This is a genomic window from Erythrobacter sp. GH1-10 (assembly GCF_045363165.1).
In the GTDB taxonomy this organism is placed as follows: Bacteria; Pseudomonadota; Alphaproteobacteria; order Sphingomonadales; family Sphingomonadaceae; genus Erythrobacter.
Genome location: NZ_JBJFLP010000001.1, coordinates 740,929 through 760,111, shown reverse-complemented (window position 1 = coordinate 760,111; position 19,183 = coordinate 740,929). Strand labels below are relative to the sequence as shown.

Sequence of the window (19,183 nt, the reverse complement as noted above, 5' to 3'; positions counted from 1 at the left end):
GTCATTCCTTTCACCCCGCCGCCTTCTTGAGCGCCACGCGGATTAGCTCGCCTTCGCTCGCGCCCTCGCCCAATTCCGCAGTCGCGCGCGCCACGGCCTGCGCGGCGATGGCGGGTTTGAAGCCGAGGTTCTCCAGCGCGCTCACCGCGTCGGTGCTCGCTCCTCCAACCGGCGCAGCCATACCGACGCCAGCCGCACCGCCACCGGGCAGCGCGCCGGCCTTGTCCTTCAGCTCGTTGACGATCCGCCCCGCGAGCTTGGGCCCCACGCCGTTCGCGCGCGCCACACTTGCCGCATCGCCCGCCGCGCAGGCATCGCGCAGTTCTCCGGTCGAAAGCGCAGAGAGGATCGCAAGGCCGACCTTGCTTCCCACGCCCTGCACCTGCGTCAGCATCCGGAACCAGTCGCGCTCGGCGCTTTCGGCAAAGCCCAGCAGCCGCATGTCGTTTTCGGAAACCTGCAGATCGGTGTGGACGGTGCACGCCTCGCCCACCTCGCCCAGCGCCGCGAGCGTCTTGGTCGAACAGTGCACCAGATAGCCCACGCCCTGCACGTCGACGATCGCCCAGTCTTCGCCGGTCTCGTCCAGCCTGCCCGATAGCTTCGCAATCATGGTTTGTTCTTGGAGTAAACCGCCGCGTTGCGCCAGAGATTATGGACACTTGCCCACTCTTGCGACAAAGACACGCGCATGAGTGTGAACACCTTTGGGCGCGTGCTGCGCTACACAACCTGGGGGGAAAGCCACGGGCCGGGCCTTGGCGCTGTGGTCGACGGGTGTCCGCCGGGCCTGCCGCTGCGCGAGAAGGACATCCAGCCGTTCATGGACGCGCGCAAGCCCGGGCAGAGCAAATACACCACGCAGCGCAAGGAAGCCGATGCGGTCCGCATCCTCTCGGGCGTGTTCGAGAATGCAGAAGGCGAGCAGGTAACCACCGGAACGCCGATCCACCTGATGATCGAGAACACCGACCAGCGCTCGAAGGATTATTCGGAGATCGCGCAAAGCTATCGCCCGGGGCACGCCGACTACACCTATGACGCGAAATACGGCATTCGCGACTATCGCGGAGGCGGGCGCTCGTCGGCGCGCGAGACTGCGGCGCGGGTCGCGGCGGGTGCGGTCGCGCGGCTGATCATCCCCGAGGTCACGATCACCGCCTATGTCTGCGAACTCGGCGGCGACCGGATCGATCACGACGCGATCGATTACGACCAGATCGGCCAGAACCCGTTCTTCTGCCCCGATAGCTGGGCAGCGAAGCGCTGGGAGGAACTGGTCGAAAAGGCGCGCAAGGACGGATCATCGCTGGGCGCGGTGGTCGAATGCGTCGCCGAGGGCGTTCCCGCCGGATGGGGCGCGCCAGTCTACGGCAAGCTCGACGCCGATCTGGCCTCTGCGATGATGAGCATCAACGCGACCAAGGGTGTCGAGATCGGCGACGGGTTCGAAGCTGCACGATTGACCGGCGAACAGAACGCCGATGCGATGCGTCCCAGCAACGATGGAAAGCCGATTTTCGCGAGCAACCATGCAGGCGGGACGGCGGGCGGCATCTCGACCGGGCAACCGGTGGTGTGCCGGGTGGCGTTCAAGCCGACCAGTTCGATCCTCAAGCCGGTCGAAACGATCACAGCCGACGGCCAGGCGACCGAAATCCGCACCAAGGGCCGCCACGACCCCTGCGTCGGCATCCGCGGCACGCCGGTGGTCGAAGCGATGATGGCGCTGGTGCTGGCCGATCACAAAATGCTCCACCGCGCGCAGTGCGGGTGAGTCTCGCAACCGCTTCCGATTAAATTCCAAACCAACGTGACAAAAAAGGGGCGGACATCGCTGCCCGCCCCTTTCGATTTCGTGATGCGCCGTGCGCCTACATGCCGTCGACGCTCTTGCTGACGAGCACGTTCACCGCGACGCGGCGGTTTTGCGCCTTGCCGTAGGGTGTGCTGTTGTCCGCCGCCGGATCGGCCGCAGCCATGCCGGTCGGGCTGAGCATACGCCAGGGCTTCCAGCCGCATTCCTGCTGGAGGAAGTTGACGACACGGCCAGCGCGCTTCTCGCTGAGCGCCTGGTTCACTTCGTAGCTACCCGTGGAATCGGTGTAGCCGACCACCAGCAGCAGCGCGTTGTCCATCGATTCGGCCTGCTCGGCGGCTTCGCACAGCTCGGCGCGGGCCGATGCCGAAAGGTTGTATTTGCCGGTGTCGAAATAGACGTTGGTGGTGCCCTTGATGTTGTACTTGTCGATGTCGCCGAACCGGCCACGCAGGGCCTCGGTCGCGGCGGCGTTCTCGGCCACGCCGACGGTGTTTTCCTCGATCGCGGCTTCGTTCTGGCTGAAGCGCTGGTTGGTGCCGTTGCGGATCATCGTTGCCATTTCGAGATCCTTGCTGCTGAAGCGGATCTCGTCGGCGAACAGCTTGCCATCCGCCTGCAGCGTCTCGACCGCCACGGGCAGGCCGTTCAGCAGGGCTTCGGTGCCGAGCTTGGTCCGGCCGAGGCCGAGGAAGCCGCCCTTGGCCTTGATCTCGGTTTCGTCGAGAATGGTGATCATGTGGGCGCGGCCATCTTCGCCGGTGACCTGGATCATGTCGCCGTTGCGGGCGGAAATGACGCCTTCGATCTCGGGACCCTCGGTCGGGACCGTGCCGTAAACGGTGGTCAGGACGTCATCGGTGTCGCCCTGGTCCTGTGCGGCAAGTGCGGTGGGTGCAGTCACGGCAAGCGCGGCTGCAAGAGCCAGTGCCCCTGCCTTGTTGGAATTGATACTCATTACGCTACTCCTTCAAACTGTAACAACCGGTGCTTGCGTGTCACGGCACATTCGTCCGCCCCTCGCGGTGGCATGCCCGGCTGCCTGGACCCTGTTATTGAGCTGTATGTGATGCACGGCAGAATGCCGCCGGTGTGAACATCATGCCTCCCCGATTGTTCATACCGACCTTGCTTTCACCTTAACAAACCGCCGAGCGCCAGATGCTGTGCGGCAAAATGGCGCATTTCAGGGGGTGAACCGATGCTGGAGCCCGCAATAGACCGCCGTTTTTGGCCTGAAGCGCGTTTTGCCGGCTTGGAACCAATCGGTTTTGTTCCCGTTTCAGCGATTGAAAATTCCGATCTTCGCAATCGCACAATTTCGCTTTTGTGCGATGCACAACACCCTATTTGGGCAGCGTGACCGCTAAGGTCGTCTCTTTCGAACGCAAAGCAATAAAGGAAACCTCTCTCATGGGCATCATCGGCTCGACCATCAAACCGTTCAAGGCAACCGCATTCCAGGCCGGCAAGGATTTCTTCGACGTCACCGACGAAGACCTCAAGGGCAAGTGGAGCGTGTTCTTCTTCTATCCGGCGGACTTCACCTTCGTGTGCCCGACCGAGCTTGAGGACATGGGCGAAAAGTACGAGATGCTCCAGGAAATGGGCGTCGAAGTCTACGCCGTATCGACCGACACGCACTTCAGCCACAAGGCATGGCACGACACTTCCGAGCGCATCGGCAAGCTGAAGTTCCCGTTCCTCGGCGACCAGCTGCACACGTTGAGCAAGAACTTCAACGTTCTGCGCGAAGAGATGGGCCTCGCCGACCGCGCGACCTTCGTCGTCGACCCGGATGGCGTGATCCAGATCATGGAAGTGACCTGCGAAGGCGTCGGCCGCAACGCCAACGAACTGACCCGCAAGATCAAGGCGGCACAGTATGTCCGCGCAAACCCCGGCCAGGTCTGCCCGGCCGCGTGGGAAGAAGGCAGCGACACGCTGGCTCCTTCGCTCGACCTCGTCGGCAAGATCTAAGGGTCTGACGAAATACCGGGCAGCGCGGCCTCTCCTCCACCCAAACCGCGCTGCCCGAAATCCCGAGCCCTCCCCCCTAATCCGGGTTCGGGTCGCAAAAGGGTCCGGATCGCCGCCCCTCCCCCTCTCCCCCTCCCTCCCGGAGGCGGCCCCGATCCGGACCCGAATGCCTCTGACGGAGGCAATCGGGCGGAGACCGAATTCACGCATTTCTTTCGAAGGGATCATCCATGCTCGACGCGAACATGCAGAACCAGCTCAAGCAATACCTCGCCAATCTGCGCGAGCCGATCGAGCTCGTCGCCTCGCTGGATGACAGCGAGAAATCCAAGCAGACCAACGAACTGCTGACCGAGATCGCCGCGCTGCACGACATGGTCACCGCGCGGTTCGATGGCACGCACGAGCGCAAGCCCAGCTTCATCATCCGCCGCGCGAGCGATGCGGACAAGTGGGTTCGCTTTGCCGGTCTCCCCATGGGCCACGAGTTTACCAGTCTCGTGCTCGCGCTGCTGTGGGCAGGCGGCCACCCGCCGAAAGTCGATGCGGACCTGATCGAGCAGGTTCGCGCGCTTGAAGGCGATTACGAGTTCGAAATGTATTTCTCGCTCAGCTGCCACAACTGCCCCGACGTGGTGCAGGCACTGACGCTAATGGCGCTTGAGAACACCCACATAACGGCCACGCTGATCGAAGGCGGGACTTTCCAGGACGAGGTCGAGGAACGCGGCGTGCTCGCGGTCCCGGCGACCTTCCTCAACGGCGAAAGCTTCTACAACGGCAAGATGGAGCTCGCCGAGATCCTGTCGAAGCTCGACAGCGGCGCGGACGAGAAGGCTGCCGAGAAGATGTCGGCCAAGGATCCGTACGAGGTCCTGATCGTCGGCGGCGGACCTGCTGGCGCGGCGTCGGGCGTCTACACCGCGCGCAAGGGCTTCCGCACCGGCATCGTCGCTGAGCGTTTCGGCGGGCAGTTGCAGGACACGCTCGGGATCGAAAACCTTCCCGGCACTTCCTACACCGAAGGGCCCAAGCTGGCCGACGACCTCAAGAAGCAGGTCGGCGAGAACGAGATCGACCTGATGGACCTCGCCCGGGCGACGCAGTTGAAGCCCGCGAGCGAAGCGGGCGGCATGCATGAAGTCACCTTCGCCAACGGCGCGGTGCTCAAGGCTCGCTCGCTGGTCCTCGCGACCGGCGCGCGCTGGCGGAACCTCGGCGTGCCGGGCGAAGCAGAATACCGCAACAAGGGCGTGGCCTATTGCCCGCACTGCGACGGGCCGCTGTTCAAGGGCAAGCGGATCGCGGTGATCGGCGGCGGCAATTCCGGCGTCGAAGCGGCGATCGACCTTGCCAAGATCGTCGGCCACGTGACGCTGATCGAATTCGACAGCAAGCTGCGCGCCGACGAAGTGCTCCAGCGCAAGCTGCGATCGCTGCCGAACGTCGAAATCGTCGTGAGCGGCCAGACCACCGAGATCACCGGCGACGGCTCGCGGGTCAACGGCCTCGTGCTCAAGGATCGCGAGAGCGGCGATGAACGCCGGATCGAACTCGAAGGCGTGTTCGTGCAGATCGGCCTCGTGCCCAACACCGAATGGCTCGAGGATACCGGCATCGAGCTGTCGAAGTTCGGCGAGATCGTGATCGACGATCACGGCGCGACCAACCTGCCCGGCATCTTCGCGGCAGGCGACGCGAGCACCGTGCCTGACAAGCAGATCGTGGTGGCGATGGGCGAAGGCGCGAAAGCCGGCCTCGGCGCGTTCGACTACCTCATCCGCAACGAGCCGGTCGAGGACATCGCGCAGGCGGCGTAGTTTTCTGCGCGCAGGGCTGCATCAGCAGCCCTGCCTCCTCGCTCATGCGACCCAAAGGTCGCGTCGCTGCGGGCGGGCGGTCGCCCTCGCGGTCGCAATGCGACCGTCCTCCGCAACTCGAAGATTCTTGGCAAAGTCTCGACGCCGTAGGCGTCGCAAGGCCGACCGGCCGCCCGAGGGTATGCGAGGAAGCCAAGCGGGCCGGATGGCCCGCGCCCGGCGTTTGAGGGCGAAAGAAAACAATTTCAATCTATTCCCTCAATCAATCAGCGCATTTTAATCGATTGGACTGATCAGCCTTAAAGGACCATCTTCTCTTCATGACGCTCGGAGTGTTCCGAGTCTCACACTCAAGAGGAGAGAGTTTCCATGGACGCTAAGACAGGCGATATGAGCGGTGGTTGTCCGTTTCACGGCAGTGCGGATATGCGCACGCTGTTGGGCCGCACCAACAAGGACTGGTGGCCCGAGGCAACCCAGCTCGACATCCTGACCGAACAGGGCAAGAGCGCCAATCCCTATGGCGAAGACTTCGATTATGCCGAAGCCTTCAACGCGCTCGATTACAACGCGCTCAAGGCCGATCTCACTGCGCTGATGACCGACAGCCAGGAGTGGTGGCCCGCGGATTACGGCCATTACGGCCCGTTCTTCATCCGCATGGCGTGGCACGCGGCCGGCACCTATCGCACCGGCGACGGTCGCGGCGGCGCAGGCAGCGGGCAGCAGCGCTTCGCCCCGCTCAACAGCTGGCCCGACAACGGCAACCTCGACAAGGCACGCCGCCTGCTTTGGCCGATCAAGCAGAAATACGGCAAGAACATCAGCTGGGCCGACCTGTTCATCCTCACCGGCAATGTCGCGATCGAATCGATGGGCGGCCCGGTGTTCGGCTTCGGCGGCGGACGCAAGGACGTGTTCGAGCCCGAGTCGGTCTATTGGGGCACCGAAGAGCAGTGGGTGAACGAAGGCGTCGCCACCCGCATCCAGCCCAAGGAAGGCCGGGCGCTCGAAAATCCGCTTGCCGCGATCCAGATGGGCCTGATTTACGTCAACCCCGAAGGCCCGCAGGGCGATCCGCACGACGCAGAGGGCATGGCGCGCGACATGCGCGAAACCTTTGCCCGGATGGCGATGAACGACGAGGAAACCGTCGCTCTGACAGCCGGCGGTCACGCTTTCGGCAAAGCCCACGGCGCAGCCCCGTCCGAGACCTTCGGCGGCGCTCCGGAAAGCGAAGTGCTCGAACTGCAGGGCTTCGGCTGGCTCAATGACGAGGAAGAGATTGCCAAGGGCAACATCACGACCTCGGGCATCGAGGGCGCGTGGACTCCGAACCCCACCGAGTGGGGCAACGATTATTTCCGCCTGCTGTTCAAGTACGACTACGAGCTGGTCCAGTCGCCCGCTGGCGCGAACCAGTGGCAGCCGATCAATCCGGACCCCGAAGACATGGCGCCCGACGCGCGCGATCCGTCCAAGAAGGTCCCGACGATGATGACCACGGCGGACATGGCGCTGAAGCGCGATCCGGAATATCGCAAGATTTCCGAACGCTTCCTCAACGATCAGGCCGCGCTCGACGATGCTTTTGCGCGCGCATGGTTCAAGCTGTGTCACCGCGACATGGGGCCGAAGATCCGTTACCTCGGCCCGGAAGTGCCCGCCGAAGACCTGATCTGGCAGGATCCGATCCCCGCAGGGAGCGAGCCTTCGGATGCCGACGTCGCGGCGTTCAAATCGGCGGTGCTCGGCAGCGGACTGACCGTTTCCCAATTGGTCAAGTCGGCCTGGGCTTCGGCCTCGACCTACCGCAATTCGGATCATCGCGGCGGCGCCAACGGTGCGCATATCCGCTTCGACGCGCTCAGGAACTGGGCGGTGAACGACAGCGACGAACTCGGCAAGGTTCTCGCCAAGCTGGATGAGCTGCGCGGCTCGATCTCGATGGCCGATGCCATCGTGCTCGCCGGCGCGGCTGCGGTCGAAAAGGCGGCAAAGGATGCCGGTTACGACGTGAGCGTCGATGTGACCACCGGTCGCGGCGATGCCACCGAAGAGCAGTTCGACGCCGAAAGCTGGGAGCCGCTCGAGCCGTTTGCCGACGGTTTCCGCAACTACCTCAAGACCAAGGCGAACGTCCGCACCGAGGATATGCTGATCGACAAGGCGCACCTGCTGGGCCTTTCGATCCCCGAACTGACCGTTCTGGTCGGCGGGATGCGTGCACTCGGCGCGAACAGCGGAAACACCAAGCACGGCGTGTTCACCGACCGTGTCGGCCAGCTGACCCCGGACTTCTTCACCAACCTGCTCGATATGAGCACGAAGTGGGAAGCCGTCGATGGCTCGGGCGACGAGGACTATGTCGGCACCGATCGCAAGACCGGAGCGGAGCGTTATCGCGCCACCCGCACCGACCTCGTCTTCGGCTCCAACTCGCAGCTGCGGGCGCAGGCGGAAGTCTACGCCGAAAGCGGCGCGGAAGAGAAGTTCGTGCAGGACTTCGTCGCCGCTTGGACGAAGGTAATGGACGCCGACCGTTTCGACCTCACCTATGCCAAATATCACTGAGACAAGTGATCAGGCCTGAGCCCTGATCTCCCCCAGATCAGGGTCGCAAGGGACCCCCGGCAAGAACGCCGGGGGTCTTTTCTTGTGCAAGTCTGAGCGACCGCCTTTACCGGGTGGTAGGCACGCAATCGTTGTCCTTCGAGCCTAAGTCCCTTTGGTGATTTCTTCGAAGATTGGATATTCAGCCCCTCTAAATCTCGAATGGCTATCAAAAGCCTCTCATCAGCGTCGTTCAAGAAATGCCTTCTGCCAATCGGTGGTCCGGCTCGAGAAGGGGGAGAGATAATATCACTCGTAAATCGTCGATGAATCTTATGTGCGTTTTCTTCGGTTTCATTTGGTCGGCAATGGCAATACCCGCCGCTGCCGAGAATCCCAAAGAGCCTCTCGACTGCGAGGAACTGGAAGACCTAGTAGTCGCTGGCCTTGACGAGCTTTCCAGCATTCAAGGCGTTTCGTTGGCGATTTACACCCCGGAAAGTCAATGTGTTGCCGGGTTCGGTGTCACCGATATCGATACGCAAGAAGAAGTGACTGCGGACACGGCTTTCTACATCGCGTCATCGACGAAATCCATGTTCGCACTTGCGCTCGCAGCGATGGACTCCCGCGGCGAACTCGACCTTGATCAACCCATCTCCGAATTCGCGCCTTCCGCACCCTTTTCGCGAAGGATCCCGACGGATCGGATCACGTTGCGACACCTTCTGGCAATGTCCTCGGGGATCAAGAACCCGGCTTATGTCCACCGTACCGCTTATTCGGGCGAGTATACCGACGACCAGCTTTGGGACCTTATCGGCTCGACACAGCGCAATCGGTCACGCTCGATACGCTTCGGGAAGTTTCGCTATACCAACTGGAACTACAATCTCGCCGCCAAGCTGGTGGAGCGACAGCGCTCCGTGCCTTGGCAGGATATGCTCGTGAAGGAGATATTCGACAAACTGGGGATGTCGAGAACTACGGCCTATATCTCTCGCGCAGCAGAGGAGGGCTGGCCTCTTGCCCGGCCTCACGCAACACTCGAACCAGGCGGAACCGTCAGATCATATTTGGAAAAAACGGATGCGACCATGCATGCCGCCGGCGGAGTGATCATGAGCGGCAATGACGCCCTGAAATTGCTCGAGGTCTTCGTCGAGGAAGGCAGCCTGAACGGCGAGCAGATTTTCCCATCCGGTGTGGTTCAATCAACGCGCCAACGGCTGACCGAGGCTGATACCGAATTCAATGGCTATGAACGCGAACACTATGGCTTGGGTTGGTACATTGGGCCCTACAGAGACACAGACGTCGAACTGGTTCATCATTTCGGAGGCTTCTCCGGAGCCAGAGCTCATGTCTCATATATGCCGGATCAAGAAATTGGCGTGGCTGTCTTTGTGAACGACTCGGCAGTGGGTTTTAAGTATGCCGATGTTCTGGCGAATTACGTCTACGACCGCTTTCTTGGTCTCGCCGAAGCAAAGTCGCGCTACCTCGACGAGATTGCTGAAATCAAGAGTTGGGCAGCCGACATAAGGGTTCGACTTCAAGCTCAAAGGGAAGAAATCGCCGCTCGCCCGTCACTCTTGAGCCAGCCGCTAACTGCCTATGTCGGCACCTATGCCGACAAGGGATTCGGGACCGTTGATATCACCCTTGAAGATGGCCGCCTTCGTGTCACGAATGGTCAACTGAGCGCGATCGCGCAATCGGGGAACGAAGCGGAGAGTATCAGGGTGGAACTGGTTCCGCTCGAAGGAGCGAATATCAGCTTTGGCGTTTCCCGGAGCGGAGAAGTGCGAAATCTGAAGTATCAGGGGCTTGAGTTCGATCGCCAGAGCGACTGATCGGTGCCGAAATCGATCAGGATCGGATACGGCGCAAATCGCAGCTCCATCGGGACCAATCGCCGATTCATCACTGGCGCTTCAGCACCAGGTAGAGCGCACCCTCGCCGCCGTGACGGATGTGCGCGCGGCGCACCGCTGCAATGCTGTCGGCATGACGGCTCGCCGCGAGCCAATCGAGCAGCTTGGCACGGATCGCCCCGCGCCGGTGCTGCCTGTCGGCCGGGTCGACCGGACGCTCGCGCCCTGCGATCACCAGCACCACCCGCGCGTCCATCACCCGCGCCTGGTCGAGCCCGCTGAGGATGCGATCATAAGCGCTGTCGAGCGTATGGCCGTGCAGGTCGAGCGTGTAATCGGGCACGATCCGCCCGGCCTTGAGCCTGCGGTTCCAGTGCGAATCGAGCTCGGACGCGAAATGCCGCCTTGGCGTCGGTGCTGATGGGCGGCCCGACCCGGGTACAGGCTTGCGTTGCTTGGGCGCCACCGGCTTGGGCACTGGCTGAACCGTGGCGGGGCGCGAGGGCGTTTCGTCCCTGGGCGGCTTGGGCCGCGTGCGACCGGATAGCGGGGTCACGCTCTCGGCAAGCCGCGCCCACGCTGCCTGCTCCTCGGCGCTGAGGCCGCGTGGAAGTTTCATCGTGCGGTGGTCGTGATGCGCAGGCGCTCGACGCTTTCTTTGGGCAGCAGGACCACCGCCTGCCCGCGCCCGCTCATCCCGCCCGCGATCTCGCGCGCGTCGGCCCCGGCGCCCCAGAACGTGTCGAAGCGGTTGGCGCCCTTGATCGCGCCGCCGGTGTCCTGTGCGATCCAGATGCCGTCCGCCTCGTCGCGGTCGAGATCGAGCCACACCGGCGCGCCGTAGGGTACGAAGCGCGGATCGACCGCAACCGATTGCTCGCGCCGCACCGGAACCCCGATCGAACCCAGTGGCCCATCACCCTCGAGCTCGCGGAAAAACACCCAGCTTTCATTGAGGCGCATGAGATCCGCGCCCTCGCCAGGGTTCTGACGCAAGTACTGCATGATCCCCTGCATCGAGGCCGAATACTGGCCCGGCCCATCGCCGAACAGTCCGCGCTCGCGCATCACGCCGCCGATCCCGGTGTAGGCGTGGCCGTTCTGCCCGGCATAGCCGATGCGGATCACCTCGCCGGTCTCGCTTTTGAGGCGACCGGAACCCTGGATCTGGAGGAAGAAGAACTCGATCGGATCGCGCGCATAGCCAAGGACGGGGGCGCTGCCATCGAGCGCGCCCTGTTCGATCTCCGCGCGGGTGAAATGCTCCACGCAGCGACCGTCGGGCAGCCGACGGCTGAGCGGTGCGCGGCCGGTCCGCTCGGCTTCGGAAATGTCGTCGCGCCAGCAGCGCTCAAGGTCGCGTGGCACCCCGTAGACCGGCACGTCACGGGGGGATTGTCTTGTGCGCCCTCCGGCGATCTCGGGCTCGAAATACCCGGTCGCAAAGGCCCTTCCGTCGCCAACGCGGACCGGCACGAACATCGTCGCGAAGAATTCGGTGGCGCGCTCGCGCGGCCAGCTTGCAGCGGCTTCGCATGGGGCCCGCCAATCGCCGGGCCGGGTCAGCCCCGAGAGGTCCTCACGAATGGTCGCGACGGGGCAGGACAGCAGGAAGGCGTCGAGGTCGGCTCCAGCCTGCAACTGGTCCAGTCGCCCTTGCGTGGCGGATGCCAGCGAGGCGAGCGGCGCAACGCCCGCTGCCAGCGCGCTGCTTGGCGCCGGAGGCAGCGTGGTTACGGGCGGGGAGGTTTCGGGAATGATCCGTCCGCATCCGGCCAGCAACAGCAGCAATGCCAGTGCCGACCCGATGCGCATGGTTATTCCCTATCTTGACCGGCCCGATGTGCCGGTACGAATTAGCCTTCGTCGGTTTCGTCGAGCAGCCAGTTGGGATCGCGTGCGGCGACATTGCGCGAGAAGGTCCAGACGTCGCGGCTTTCGATCGCATCGTCGAGCGAGCCGGCGACGACATTGCCGTCCTTGTCGCGAGTGACGGCGGCGATATCGGCAACGAACAACACCGCGATACGGGCCATCCGGTGATCGAGCGAAGCCGAGTGGATGCGCGTTTCCTCGATCCGGATCAGCTTGTTCTCAAGCGTGTGGCCTTCGGCTTCGCGTGCGTCGATCGCGGCGGCGAACCCTTCGTAGACATCGTCGTCGCACAGCTCGCGCAGCGTGTCGCGGTCGCCATTCCAGAAGGCTTCGAGCACCATTTCATAGGCACCCTTCGCGCCTTCCATGAAGCTCGGCAGGTCGAACGTGCGGTCGGCATCGGCGATCTCGCGAATTCCGCGCTCCACTGCCGGCATCATGCCGTCGAGCGCGATAACGCGCGCAGGTGCGACCGCAGCCGCAGCCTGCGGCTGCGCAGGGCTCGGGGCCTGGCCGTCACCCGCATCGAAACGTTGCGGGATCGATTCCTCTTCGTGCTCGGCCCGGCGACCGAGCACCGAATAGAGCCGCAGGCCGAGGAATGCGGCGATCATTGCGAGGATGATGATTTCCAGAATCATATTGGTCCGATTACCTTTTCGGCCGGAAACTGCCGGCCCATTTTGTCCCGGGATACACGTCCAAGCCTTAATCTCGCCTGTGCGTTTGCCCCGTGGCTCCCTCAAGGAACCCATACCTGCCTTAAATAGGCATCAATTTCAATTCGCCAACGCCCATTTGGTTGCACCTGGCTGCCGAATCAGCGCATTTCGTCCGGTTGCGGGCACGCCCGGCGGGTGCTAGGCGCGCGCCGAAACACAAACATCAGTCATAGCCCCTCAACCGGCGCCTGTCTGGTGCAGTGCTTGCAAGTCCACTTACCCACTTTCGAAAGATCACAGACCATGGCCGACGAAGGCGATATCCTCCAGAACCTCGACAATGCGAATACCGGTCCGAACGGTGCCGACAACCAGCCGACCGCCGCGATCATCACCCAGTATGTGAAAGACCTTTCGGTCGAGAACCCGAATGCGCCGGGCGTGTTCCAGTGGCAGGAACAGCCAAAGATCGACGTCCAGTTCAACATCGGCACCGAACCGGCCGGAAACGAGGTTCACGAGGTCGCGCTCAAGATCAACATCACCGCCACCGGCGAACAGGGCGCGCATTACATCGTCGAGCTCGCCTATTGCGGGCTGGTGGGCATCCGCAACGTCCCCGACGATCAGGCGCATGCCTTTCTGTTTGCCGAGGCTCCGCGCATCCTGTTCCCGTTCGCGCGCCGCGTCGTTGCCGACGCCGTTCGCGATGCCGGATTCCCCCCGCTGCTGGTCGATCCGATCGACTTCAACGGGCTCTACATCCAGCAGCTGCAGCAGCGCCGCCAGCAGGAAGCCGCCGGTGCCGCCACCCCTCCGGCCGACGCGCCCGGCGGCGGCGAAGCGTAAGCCAGAACCACGGCGGGCCTGAGCGATGAGCCTGCTCAAGAATGTCGGAACGATCGGCGGGCTGACGGCTGTCAGCCGCGTCTTCGGCTTCGTGCGCGACATATTGATCGCGCGAGTCCTCGGTGCGACCGCGATGGGCGATGCCTGGCAACTCGCCTTCATGCTGCCCAATCTGTTCCGCCGCCTGTTTGCCGAGGGCGCTTTCGCGAGCGCTTTCGTGCCGCTGTTCAACCGGCGCATGAAAGAAGACGGCGACATGAGCGAAGCGGAAAGCTTCGCCACCAATGTCCTGTCGGTCCTGCTGCCTATCCTGATCGTCTTCGGCGGGATCGCCATGCTCGTGATGCCGTGGGTGGTCGAATTCTTCGCGCCCGAGGGACTGGGCGATGTACCGGGCAATCTCGAAGTCGCGGTGTTCCTCGCGCGGGTGACGTTCCCCTATCTGATGTTCATGAGCCTGGCGACGCTGGTCGCAGCCGTTCTCAATTCGCTCTCGCGCTTTGCAGCCGCTGCAGCCGCGCCGGTGATCCTTAACATCTGCCTGATCGCTGCGCTCGCATACGGGCTGACGCTCGAGGGCGATCTCGAAGCGCGCCGCACCACCGCGATGGCGATGGCATGGGCGCTGTCGCTATCGGGCCTGTTGCAGGTCGTGTGGCTCGGTGTCTTCATGCGCCGCGCGGGTTTCAGCCTGTCGCTGGCGTTTCCCTCGATCACCCCCGGGGTAAAAGAGTTGGGCGTGCTGATGGTCCCTGCGATTTTCGGCGCCGGGGTCTACCAGATCAGCCGGTTCATCGACCTGTTCTTCCTCTCGACCCTGCCGGTCGGGAGCTACACCTATCTGCAGATGGCCGACCGCTGGAACCAGCTTCCGCTCGGGATCATCGGGATCGCGCTCGGCACCGCGATCCTGCCCGCATTGTCGCGCTATCTCAGCCGCGAGCAGGACGACGAGGCGAGCCGGTTGCAATCGAACGCGATCGAGCTTGCGATGTTGCTGACCGTCCCTTGCGCGGTGGCATTGTTCTTCACCGGCACAGCATTCGTCCGTGTGTTCATGGCCGGGCAGGCCTTCACGCAGGAAGACGCCGGCGTCACCGGAACGGTTGTGCAGGGGTTGGTACTCGGCCTTCCCGCCTATGTGCTGGTGAAGGTGCTTACCCCGAACTTCTTCGCGCGCAAGGATACCCGCACGCCGGTGGTCACCGCGGCGATCAGCCTTGTGGCCACCGTGGGCCTCAACATCGTCCTCGTGCCGCGCATCGGCGTGGTCGGCCTCGCGATCGCCGGGGCCGTGGGGGCATGGTGCAACATCGCGCTGCTCGGCGGAATCCTGCACACCAAGGGGTTCTACCGTATGACCCCGCGCCTGATCGGAAGGGTGTTTCGCATCGCTCTTGCGGCGGGCGCGATGGGCGCGGCGCTGTGGTTCCTGATGCGCGAGATCGACCCGTGGTTCGTCGGCACTATCGGCGAGAAAGCCGCGGGGATCGCCGCCATTCTCGCGGTCAGCGCGGTCACTTACGGACTCGGCGCGATCGTCCTCGGTGTGCTCGACAAGGGCACGGTCCAGCGACTAATGCGCCGTCAAAGCTAATCGGAAAGAGTTCCTGACATGAGAGTCGTCTCCGGCATCCAGCCCACCGGCAAGCCGCATCTCGGCAATTACCTCGGCGCGATCGTCAACTATGTGAAGTTGCAGGACGAGGCGCATGCCGCGGGCGGGGAGTGTTTCATCTTTCTAGCCGACCTGCACGCGATCTCGCAGCCGCACGATCCGGCCGAGCTGACGCAGAACACCCGCGAAATGGTCGCGACGCTGGTCGCCTGCGGGGTCGATCCGTCCAAGACCGTGCTGTTCAACCAGGCGCAGGTCCCCGCCCATGCCGAGCTGCAATGGCTGCTCAACGGCACCGCGCGGATGGGCTGGCTCAACCGCATGACGCAGTGGAAGGACAAGGCCGGCAAGAACCGCGAAGGCCAGTCGGTTGCGCTGTTCACGTATCCGGTTCTGCAGGCCGCCGACGTGCTGCTGTATCAGGCGACCCATGTGCCGGTGGGCGAAGACCAGAAGCAGCATCTCGAGCTCGCACGCGACATAGCGCAGAAATTCAACAACGATTTCTGCCCGGAAGACGCGCCGCTGTTCACCCTGCCCGAACCCTACATCCCGCCCGCTGCCGCCCGGATCATGAGCCTGCGCGACGGGACGGCGAAGATGAGCAAGTCCGATCCCTCGGATATGAGCCGAATCAGCCTCACCGACGATGCCGATACGATCATGAAGAAGATCAAGAAGGCGAAAACCGATCCCGAGCCGCTGCCGAGTGAGGAAAAGGGTCTCGAAGATCGTGCGGAAGCGCTCAATCTCGTCGGGATTTACGGCGCGTTGACCGGCAAATCGGTGGCCGAGGTGCTGGGCGAGTTCGGCGGACAGGGCTTTGGCGCGTTCAAGCCCGCGCTCGGCGAGCTGCTGGTCGAAACGCTCAGCCCCATCAACGCACGCTTCATGGAGCTCAAGGACGACCAGGAATCGCTCGATGCGATCCTGGCGCGGGGCGCTGCGCAGGCACGCGAGCATGGCGTGCCGACGCTCGATGCGACGTATAAGGCGCTGGGACTCGTGCGTGGCCGCTGAGCGCGGCCTGGCGCCATTCAAACCCGGTTAAGACCCGCGCTTTACACTGTTGAAGGTCAGTGGCAGATCGCGAATGCGAGGTCATGAGCCTGATTTACAGGCCGAAGCGAGGGGAACGCACGATCTCACTGGTGGACGCTCAATCGTGACTGCAAGGCAAGAAATACCATGATCAAGACTTTCAAAACCGCATTCGGTCGGCTGGCTCTGCCGCTAGTCGCCGCGCTTGGGCTCGCAGCCTGCGCGCCGTCCTTCAACGCCGATGTTTCGCGCTTCACCGCAACCCTCCCGGCGCCGCAGGGCCAGAGCTTCGCCGTGGTGGCCGAGGATCCCAGCCTCGCGGGCGGTCTCGAATTCGGCATGTATGCCGATCTCGTCGCTGACGAGATGGAAAAGCTCGGATATACCGAAGCGGCATCGCCTTCCGAGGCGACCATGCTGGTGCGGTTCGATTACGGCGTCGACAACGGTCGCGAACGTGTCCGTACCACCGGAAGCGCCTTCAACGATCCGTTCTTCGGCCCATGGGGACGCGGTTACGCGTTCCGCCGCGGTTACGCGTTCGGCTTCTACGACCCGTGGCTCGCCGGGCCGGAAGTGCGCAGCTACACCGTCTATGTCAGCGATATCGAGCTGAAGATCGATTCGACCGCCACCGGAGAGCGGCTGTTCGAAGGCAAGGCCCAGGCCGCCTCGCGCAGCAACCGCTTGCAGATGCTGGTCCCGAACCTCGTGGACGCGATGTTCACCGATTTCCCGGGGAATTCGGGCGAAACCCTGCGGATTACGATCAAGGATGACGGAAAATCCGTGCGCGAAGTCCAGTGATAGGCTAAAGACGCCTTTGCACTCACCCTTGGACGGGAAGAAGGGCGGCGCCATGGGATCGGCGCCGCCCTTTTGATTCCGGAAATCGTAAACCTAGAGCTTCGCGTGCCCGCCGGTCGAACCGAAGCCGCCTGCGCCGCGTTCGGTCGCGTCGAGTTCTTCCACTACCTGCCATGCGGCCTGCACCACCGGGGCGAGCACCAGCTGCGCCACGCGGTCGCCCCGATTGATCGCGAACGCTTCGGTGCCGTGGTTGATGAGAAGGACCTTGAGTTCTCCGCGATAGTCGCTGTCGATCGTGCCGGGCGTATTGGGCACGGTGATGCCGTGCTTGAAGGCAAGGCCCGAGCGTGGGCGGACCTGGATTTCGTACCCGTGCGGGATCGCGAGTGCGAGACCGGTTGCAACCGGATGGCGCGCGCCGGGCGCGATGGTCACGTCTTCCGCTGAAACGACATCCATCCCCGCCGCGCCGCTTGTGGCATAGGCCGGGAGTTCGAGCCCTTCGCCATGCGGCAGGCGTTTCACTTCGACCGGGACGCTTGCTGCGGTCGCCGCGCCCTCGTCGCCAACAATCCTGTCGTTCATTCGGCTGCCTCTGCCTTGAGCGCCGACGCGATCCGTTCGACCAATGCCATCGCCACCGCGCTCTTGGGCATTTCCTCGAGGCTTTCGACGCCTTCCGCGCTGACGATGTGGACGAGATTGTCGTCGCCGCCCATCACGTCACCCGACACGTCGTTGGCAACGATCCAGTCGCACGCCTTGCGCTTGCGCTTCTTCTTGGCGTTGTCGATCACGTTTTCGGTCTCCGCCGCAAAACCGACCACCAGTTCGGGCCGCTTCGATCCGGCGGCGATATTGGTGAGGATGTCCGGGTTCTCGGTCAGCATCAGTGCTGGCGGCGCGGAGCCGCGCTTCTTGATCTTTTCGGCGAAGAATTCCTTGGGCCGCCAGTCCGCGACCGCGGCGACCATGACCGCTGCATCCGCAGGAAGCGAGCGCTTGACCGCCTTGCTCATGTCCTCCGCGCTTTCGACATCGATCCGATCGACGCCCGCCGGTGTCTTCAAGGAGACCGGCCCGGCGACCAAAGTCACCTTGGCACCGAGCGCTGCGGCCGCCGCGGCGATGGCAAAGCCCTGCTTCCCGCTGGAACGGTTGGCGATATAGCGCACCGGATCGATTGCCTCCCAGGTGGGGCCGGCGGTGACCAGCACGTGGCGCCCTTCGAGCGGGCGGTAACCGGCATCGACCGCGAAAGCCTCGCCGCCGAGCGCATCTTCGTCGGCGCTTTCGATCGCGGCAGGCTTCGCCGGGGCCTCTCCGACTGCTTCCGGCGCAGCCTTGCGATCGTCGAGCTCGTGGTTGATCGCTTCGGGGTCGATCGGCGGAGCGGACCCGGCCTTGCCCTTTGCCGCGAGCAACGGCCCGCCGAGATCGGGGTTGAACTCGATCTCTTCTTCCTCGGGCAGTTCCTCTTCGGGCGCTTCTTCTTCTTCGGGTTGTTCTTCGAGCTCGGCGTATTCGGCTTCGATGTCCTCGTGACTGCGCTTCGCCGTGGAGCGCGGAATGATCCTCGAGAGCAGTCCGCCAAGACCACCGCCCGAACTATCCTCTTCCTCTTCGGGTTCGAGCGCTTCGACCTCGATCGGAGTCCCCGGATCGTTGGCCGGAGCGGGCGCAGGAGCTTCGTCCTCGACTTCGATACCGAAGTGCGCCGCGATTTCCTTCCAGATCGCATGCGGCTCGGGAAGGCGTCCATAGCCGAACTCGCCGCAAGCCATCGGGCCTTCGTCAGGATGCAGCACCTGCACGCCTGCGGTCTTGAGCAGCTCGACATTGCGCTGGGTCGATTCGTGATCCCACATGCGCACGTTCATCGCTGGCACTGCCATGACAGGTTTGTCGGTTGCAAGGATCAGCGTGGTCGCGAGATCGTCTGCGATACCGGCCGCCATCTTCGCCATCAGGTCCGCCGTCGCCGGACACACGACCACGAGATCTGCCTCGCGGCTCAGCTGGATATGGCCCATCTCGGCTTCGTTCTTCAGGTCGAACAGGTTGGTGTAGACCTGGTTCTCGCTCAGCGCGGCGAGCGACATCGGGGTGACGAATTGCTGGCCGCCCCTCGTCACGACGCAGGTGACATCGCCCCCGCCCTTGCGGATCAGCCGCACCAGCTCGCACGACTTGTAGGCGGCGATGCCGCCACCGACGACCAGCAGCACTTTCGGAGCGGAGGCCTTGCTCACAGCCCGCGCTCCGCGTGTTCGAAGATG

General features: G+C 63.4%; 17 protein-coding genes. 10 read left to right on the top strand and 7 right to left on the bottom strand.

All coding sequences use genetic code 11. From position 1 onward, the window contains the following. Nucleotides 1-10 precede the first annotated feature (10 nt). Entirely contained in the window at nucleotides 11-613 is a 603-nt protein-coding gene (ruvA, locus tag ACI5KX_RS03775) for a Holliday junction branch migration protein RuvA (RefSeq protein ID WP_406809338.1), read from the bottom strand. A 78-nt stretch (nucleotides 614-691) separates the two neighbouring features. On the opposite strand from ruvA, the gene aroC reads away from it, so the two are divergent. Further along, nucleotides 692-1,777, top strand: coding sequence for a chorismate synthase (gene aroC / locus ACI5KX_RS03770; protein WP_406809337.1), 1,086 nt, complete (start codon nucleotides 692-694; stop codon nucleotides 1,775-1,777). Nucleotides 1,778-1,874: 97 nt separating this feature from the next. Here aroC and ACI5KX_RS03765 read toward each other — a convergent pair whose 3' ends face one another. Next, nucleotides 1,875-2,777: an OmpA family protein gene (locus ACI5KX_RS03765; RefSeq protein ID WP_406809336.1), complete on the bottom strand. Its 903-nt coding sequence runs from the start codon at nucleotides 2,775-2,777 to the stop codon at nucleotides 1,875-1,877. Nucleotides 2,778-3,020: 243 nt separating this feature from the next. Between ACI5KX_RS03765 and ACI5KX_RS03760 the strand changes: the two genes are divergently transcribed. From ACI5KX_RS03760 to ACI5KX_RS03740, 5 genes are all read left to right on the top strand, one after another. Then, entirely contained in the window at nucleotides 3,021-3,182 is a 162-nt protein-coding gene (locus ACI5KX_RS03760; protein ID WP_406809335.1) for a hypothetical protein, read from the top strand. Between the two features lie 50 nt (nucleotides 3,183-3,232). Further along, nucleotides 3,233-3,799, top strand: a complete 567-nt coding sequence (ahpC, locus tag ACI5KX_RS03755) for an alkyl hydroperoxide reductase subunit C (protein WP_406809334.1) — start codon at nucleotides 3,233-3,235, stop codon at nucleotides 3,797-3,799. A 230-nt stretch (nucleotides 3,800-4,029) separates the two neighbouring features. After that, nucleotides 4,030-5,619, top strand: a complete 1,590-nt coding sequence (gene ahpF, locus ACI5KX_RS03750; protein WP_406809333.1) for an alkyl hydroperoxide reductase subunit F — start codon at nucleotides 4,030-4,032, stop codon at nucleotides 5,617-5,619. A 369-nt stretch (nucleotides 5,620-5,988) separates the two neighbouring features. Further along, nucleotides 5,989-8,193, top strand: a complete 2,205-nt coding sequence (gene katG, locus ACI5KX_RS03745; RefSeq protein ID WP_406809332.1) for a catalase/peroxidase HPI — start codon at nucleotides 5,989-5,991, stop codon at nucleotides 8,191-8,193. Nucleotides 8,194-8,498: 305 nt separating this feature from the next. Further along, nucleotides 8,499-10,028 carry a serine hydrolase gene (locus tag ACI5KX_RS03740; protein ID WP_406809331.1) on the top strand — a complete coding sequence of 510 codons (1,530 nt, stop codon included), beginning with the start codon at nucleotides 8,499-8,501 and terminating at the stop codon, nucleotides 10,026-10,028. Between the two features lie 70 nt (nucleotides 10,029-10,098). On the opposite strand, the gene ACI5KX_RS03735 is transcribed toward ACI5KX_RS03740, so the two are convergent. The 3 genes from ACI5KX_RS03735 to ACI5KX_RS03725 are packed head-to-tail and all read right to left on the bottom strand — an operon-like array spanning nucleotide 10,099 to nucleotide 12,565. Then, nucleotides 10,099-10,668, bottom strand: a complete 570-nt coding sequence (locus tag ACI5KX_RS03735) for a Smr/MutS family protein (protein WP_406809330.1) — start codon at nucleotides 10,666-10,668, stop codon at nucleotides 10,099-10,101. Beyond that, complete coding sequence (locus ACI5KX_RS03730; RefSeq protein WP_406809329.1) at nucleotides 10,665-11,864, bottom strand: murein transglycosylase A; 1,200 nt, start codon at nucleotides 11,862-11,864, stop codon at nucleotides 10,665-10,667. Before ACI5KX_RS03730 ends, ACI5KX_RS03735 begins: the two co-directional genes overlap by 4 nt. Before the next feature lie 41 nt (nucleotides 11,865-11,905). Further along, nucleotides 11,906-12,565 carry a Tim44/TimA family putative adaptor protein gene (locus tag ACI5KX_RS03725; protein WP_406809328.1) on the bottom strand — a complete coding sequence of 220 codons (660 nt, stop codon included), beginning with the start codon at nucleotides 12,563-12,565 and terminating at the stop codon, nucleotides 11,906-11,908. Between the two features lie 324 nt (nucleotides 12,566-12,889). Between ACI5KX_RS03725 and secB the strand changes: the two genes are divergently transcribed. The 4 genes from secB to ACI5KX_RS03705 all read left to right on the top strand — a co-directional run bounded on the left by secB (nucleotide 12,890) and on the right by ACI5KX_RS03705 (nucleotide 16,901). Then, the gene (gene secB, locus ACI5KX_RS03720) at nucleotides 12,890-13,435 is read left to right on the top strand and encodes a protein-export chaperone SecB (protein WP_406809327.1); all 546 of its coding nucleotides are present in this window, start codon (nucleotides 12,890-12,892) and stop codon (nucleotides 13,433-13,435) included. A 25-nt stretch (nucleotides 13,436-13,460) separates the two neighbouring features. Beyond that, nucleotides 13,461-15,032: a murein biosynthesis integral membrane protein MurJ gene (gene murJ, locus ACI5KX_RS03715; protein WP_406809326.1), complete on the top strand. Its 1,572-nt coding sequence runs from the start codon at nucleotides 13,461-13,463 to the stop codon at nucleotides 15,030-15,032. 18 nt (nucleotides 15,033-15,050) lie between these two features. Further along, complete coding sequence (gene trpS, locus ACI5KX_RS03710; protein WP_406809325.1) at nucleotides 15,051-16,073, top strand: tryptophan--tRNA ligase; 1,023 nt, start codon at nucleotides 15,051-15,053, stop codon at nucleotides 16,071-16,073. Between the two features lie 168 nt (nucleotides 16,074-16,241). Next, nucleotides 16,242-16,901 carry a DUF4136 domain-containing protein gene (locus tag ACI5KX_RS03705; protein ID WP_406809324.1) on the top strand — a complete coding sequence of 220 codons (660 nt, stop codon included), beginning with the start codon at nucleotides 16,242-16,244 and terminating at the stop codon, nucleotides 16,899-16,901. A 93-nt stretch (nucleotides 16,902-16,994) separates the two neighbouring features. Here ACI5KX_RS03705 and dut read toward each other — a convergent pair whose 3' ends face one another. Continuing rightward, nucleotides 16,995-17,489, bottom strand: a complete 495-nt coding sequence (gene dut / locus ACI5KX_RS03700; protein ID WP_406809323.1) for a dUTP diphosphatase — start codon at nucleotides 17,487-17,489, stop codon at nucleotides 16,995-16,997. Next, entirely contained in the window at nucleotides 17,486-19,156 is a 1,671-nt protein-coding gene (locus ACI5KX_RS03695) for a bifunctional phosphopantothenoylcysteine decarboxylase/phosphopantothenate synthase (protein WP_406809322.1), read from the bottom strand. Before ACI5KX_RS03695 ends, dut begins: the two co-directional genes overlap by 4 nt. Between the last annotated feature and the right edge of the window lie 27 nt (nucleotides 19,157-19,183).

What these genes read in the sequence shown, in the direction of transcription:
- ACI5KX_RS03730 (WP_406809329.1), bottom strand. Translation starts at nt 11,864, where the DNA reads ATGCGCATCGGGTCGGCACTGGCATTGCTGCTGTTGCTGGCCGGATGC.
- aroC (WP_406809337.1), top strand. Translation starts at nt 692, where the DNA reads ATGAGTGTGAACACCTTTGGGCGCGTGCTGCGCTACACAACCTGGGGG.
- ACI5KX_RS03740 (WP_406809331.1), top strand. Translation starts at nt 8,499, where the DNA reads ATGAATCTTATGTGCGTTTTCTTCGGTTTCATTTGGTCGGCAATGGCA.
- dut (WP_406809323.1), bottom strand. Translation starts at nt 17,489, where the DNA reads ATGAACGACAGGATTGTTGGCGACGAGGGCGCGGCGACCGCAGCAAGC.
- ruvA (WP_406809338.1), bottom strand. Translation starts at nt 613, where the DNA reads ATGATTGCGAAGCTATCGGGCAGGCTGGACGAGACCGGCGAAGACTGG.
- secB (WP_406809327.1), top strand. Translation starts at nt 12,890, where the DNA reads ATGGCCGACGAAGGCGATATCCTCCAGAACCTCGACAATGCGAATACC.
- ACI5KX_RS03725 (WP_406809328.1), bottom strand. Translation starts at nt 12,565, where the DNA reads ATGATTCTGGAAATCATCATCCTCGCAATGATCGCCGCATTCCTCGGC.
- ahpF (WP_406809333.1), top strand. Translation starts at nt 4,030, where the DNA reads ATGCTCGACGCGAACATGCAGAACCAGCTCAAGCAATACCTCGCCAAT.
- ACI5KX_RS03765 (WP_406809336.1), bottom strand. Translation starts at nt 2,777, where the DNA reads ATGAGTATCAATTCCAACAAGGCAGGGGCACTGGCTCTTGCAGCCGCG.
- katG (WP_406809332.1), top strand. Translation starts at nt 5,989, where the DNA reads ATGGACGCTAAGACAGGCGATATGAGCGGTGGTTGTCCGTTTCACGGC.
- murJ (WP_406809326.1), top strand. Translation starts at nt 13,461, where the DNA reads ATGAGCCTGCTCAAGAATGTCGGAACGATCGGCGGGCTGACGGCTGTC.
- ACI5KX_RS03705 (WP_406809324.1), top strand. Translation starts at nt 16,242, where the DNA reads ATGATCAAGACTTTCAAAACCGCATTCGGTCGGCTGGCTCTGCCGCTA.
- ACI5KX_RS03760 (WP_406809335.1), top strand. Translation starts at nt 3,021, where the DNA reads ATGCTGGAGCCCGCAATAGACCGCCGTTTTTGGCCTGAAGCGCGTTTT.
- trpS (WP_406809325.1), top strand. Translation starts at nt 15,051, where the DNA reads ATGAGAGTCGTCTCCGGCATCCAGCCCACCGGCAAGCCGCATCTCGGC.
- ahpC (WP_406809334.1), top strand. Translation starts at nt 3,233, where the DNA reads ATGGGCATCATCGGCTCGACCATCAAACCGTTCAAGGCAACCGCATTC.
- ACI5KX_RS03735 (WP_406809330.1), bottom strand. Translation starts at nt 10,668, where the DNA reads ATGAAACTTCCACGCGGCCTCAGCGCCGAGGAGCAGGCAGCGTGGGCG.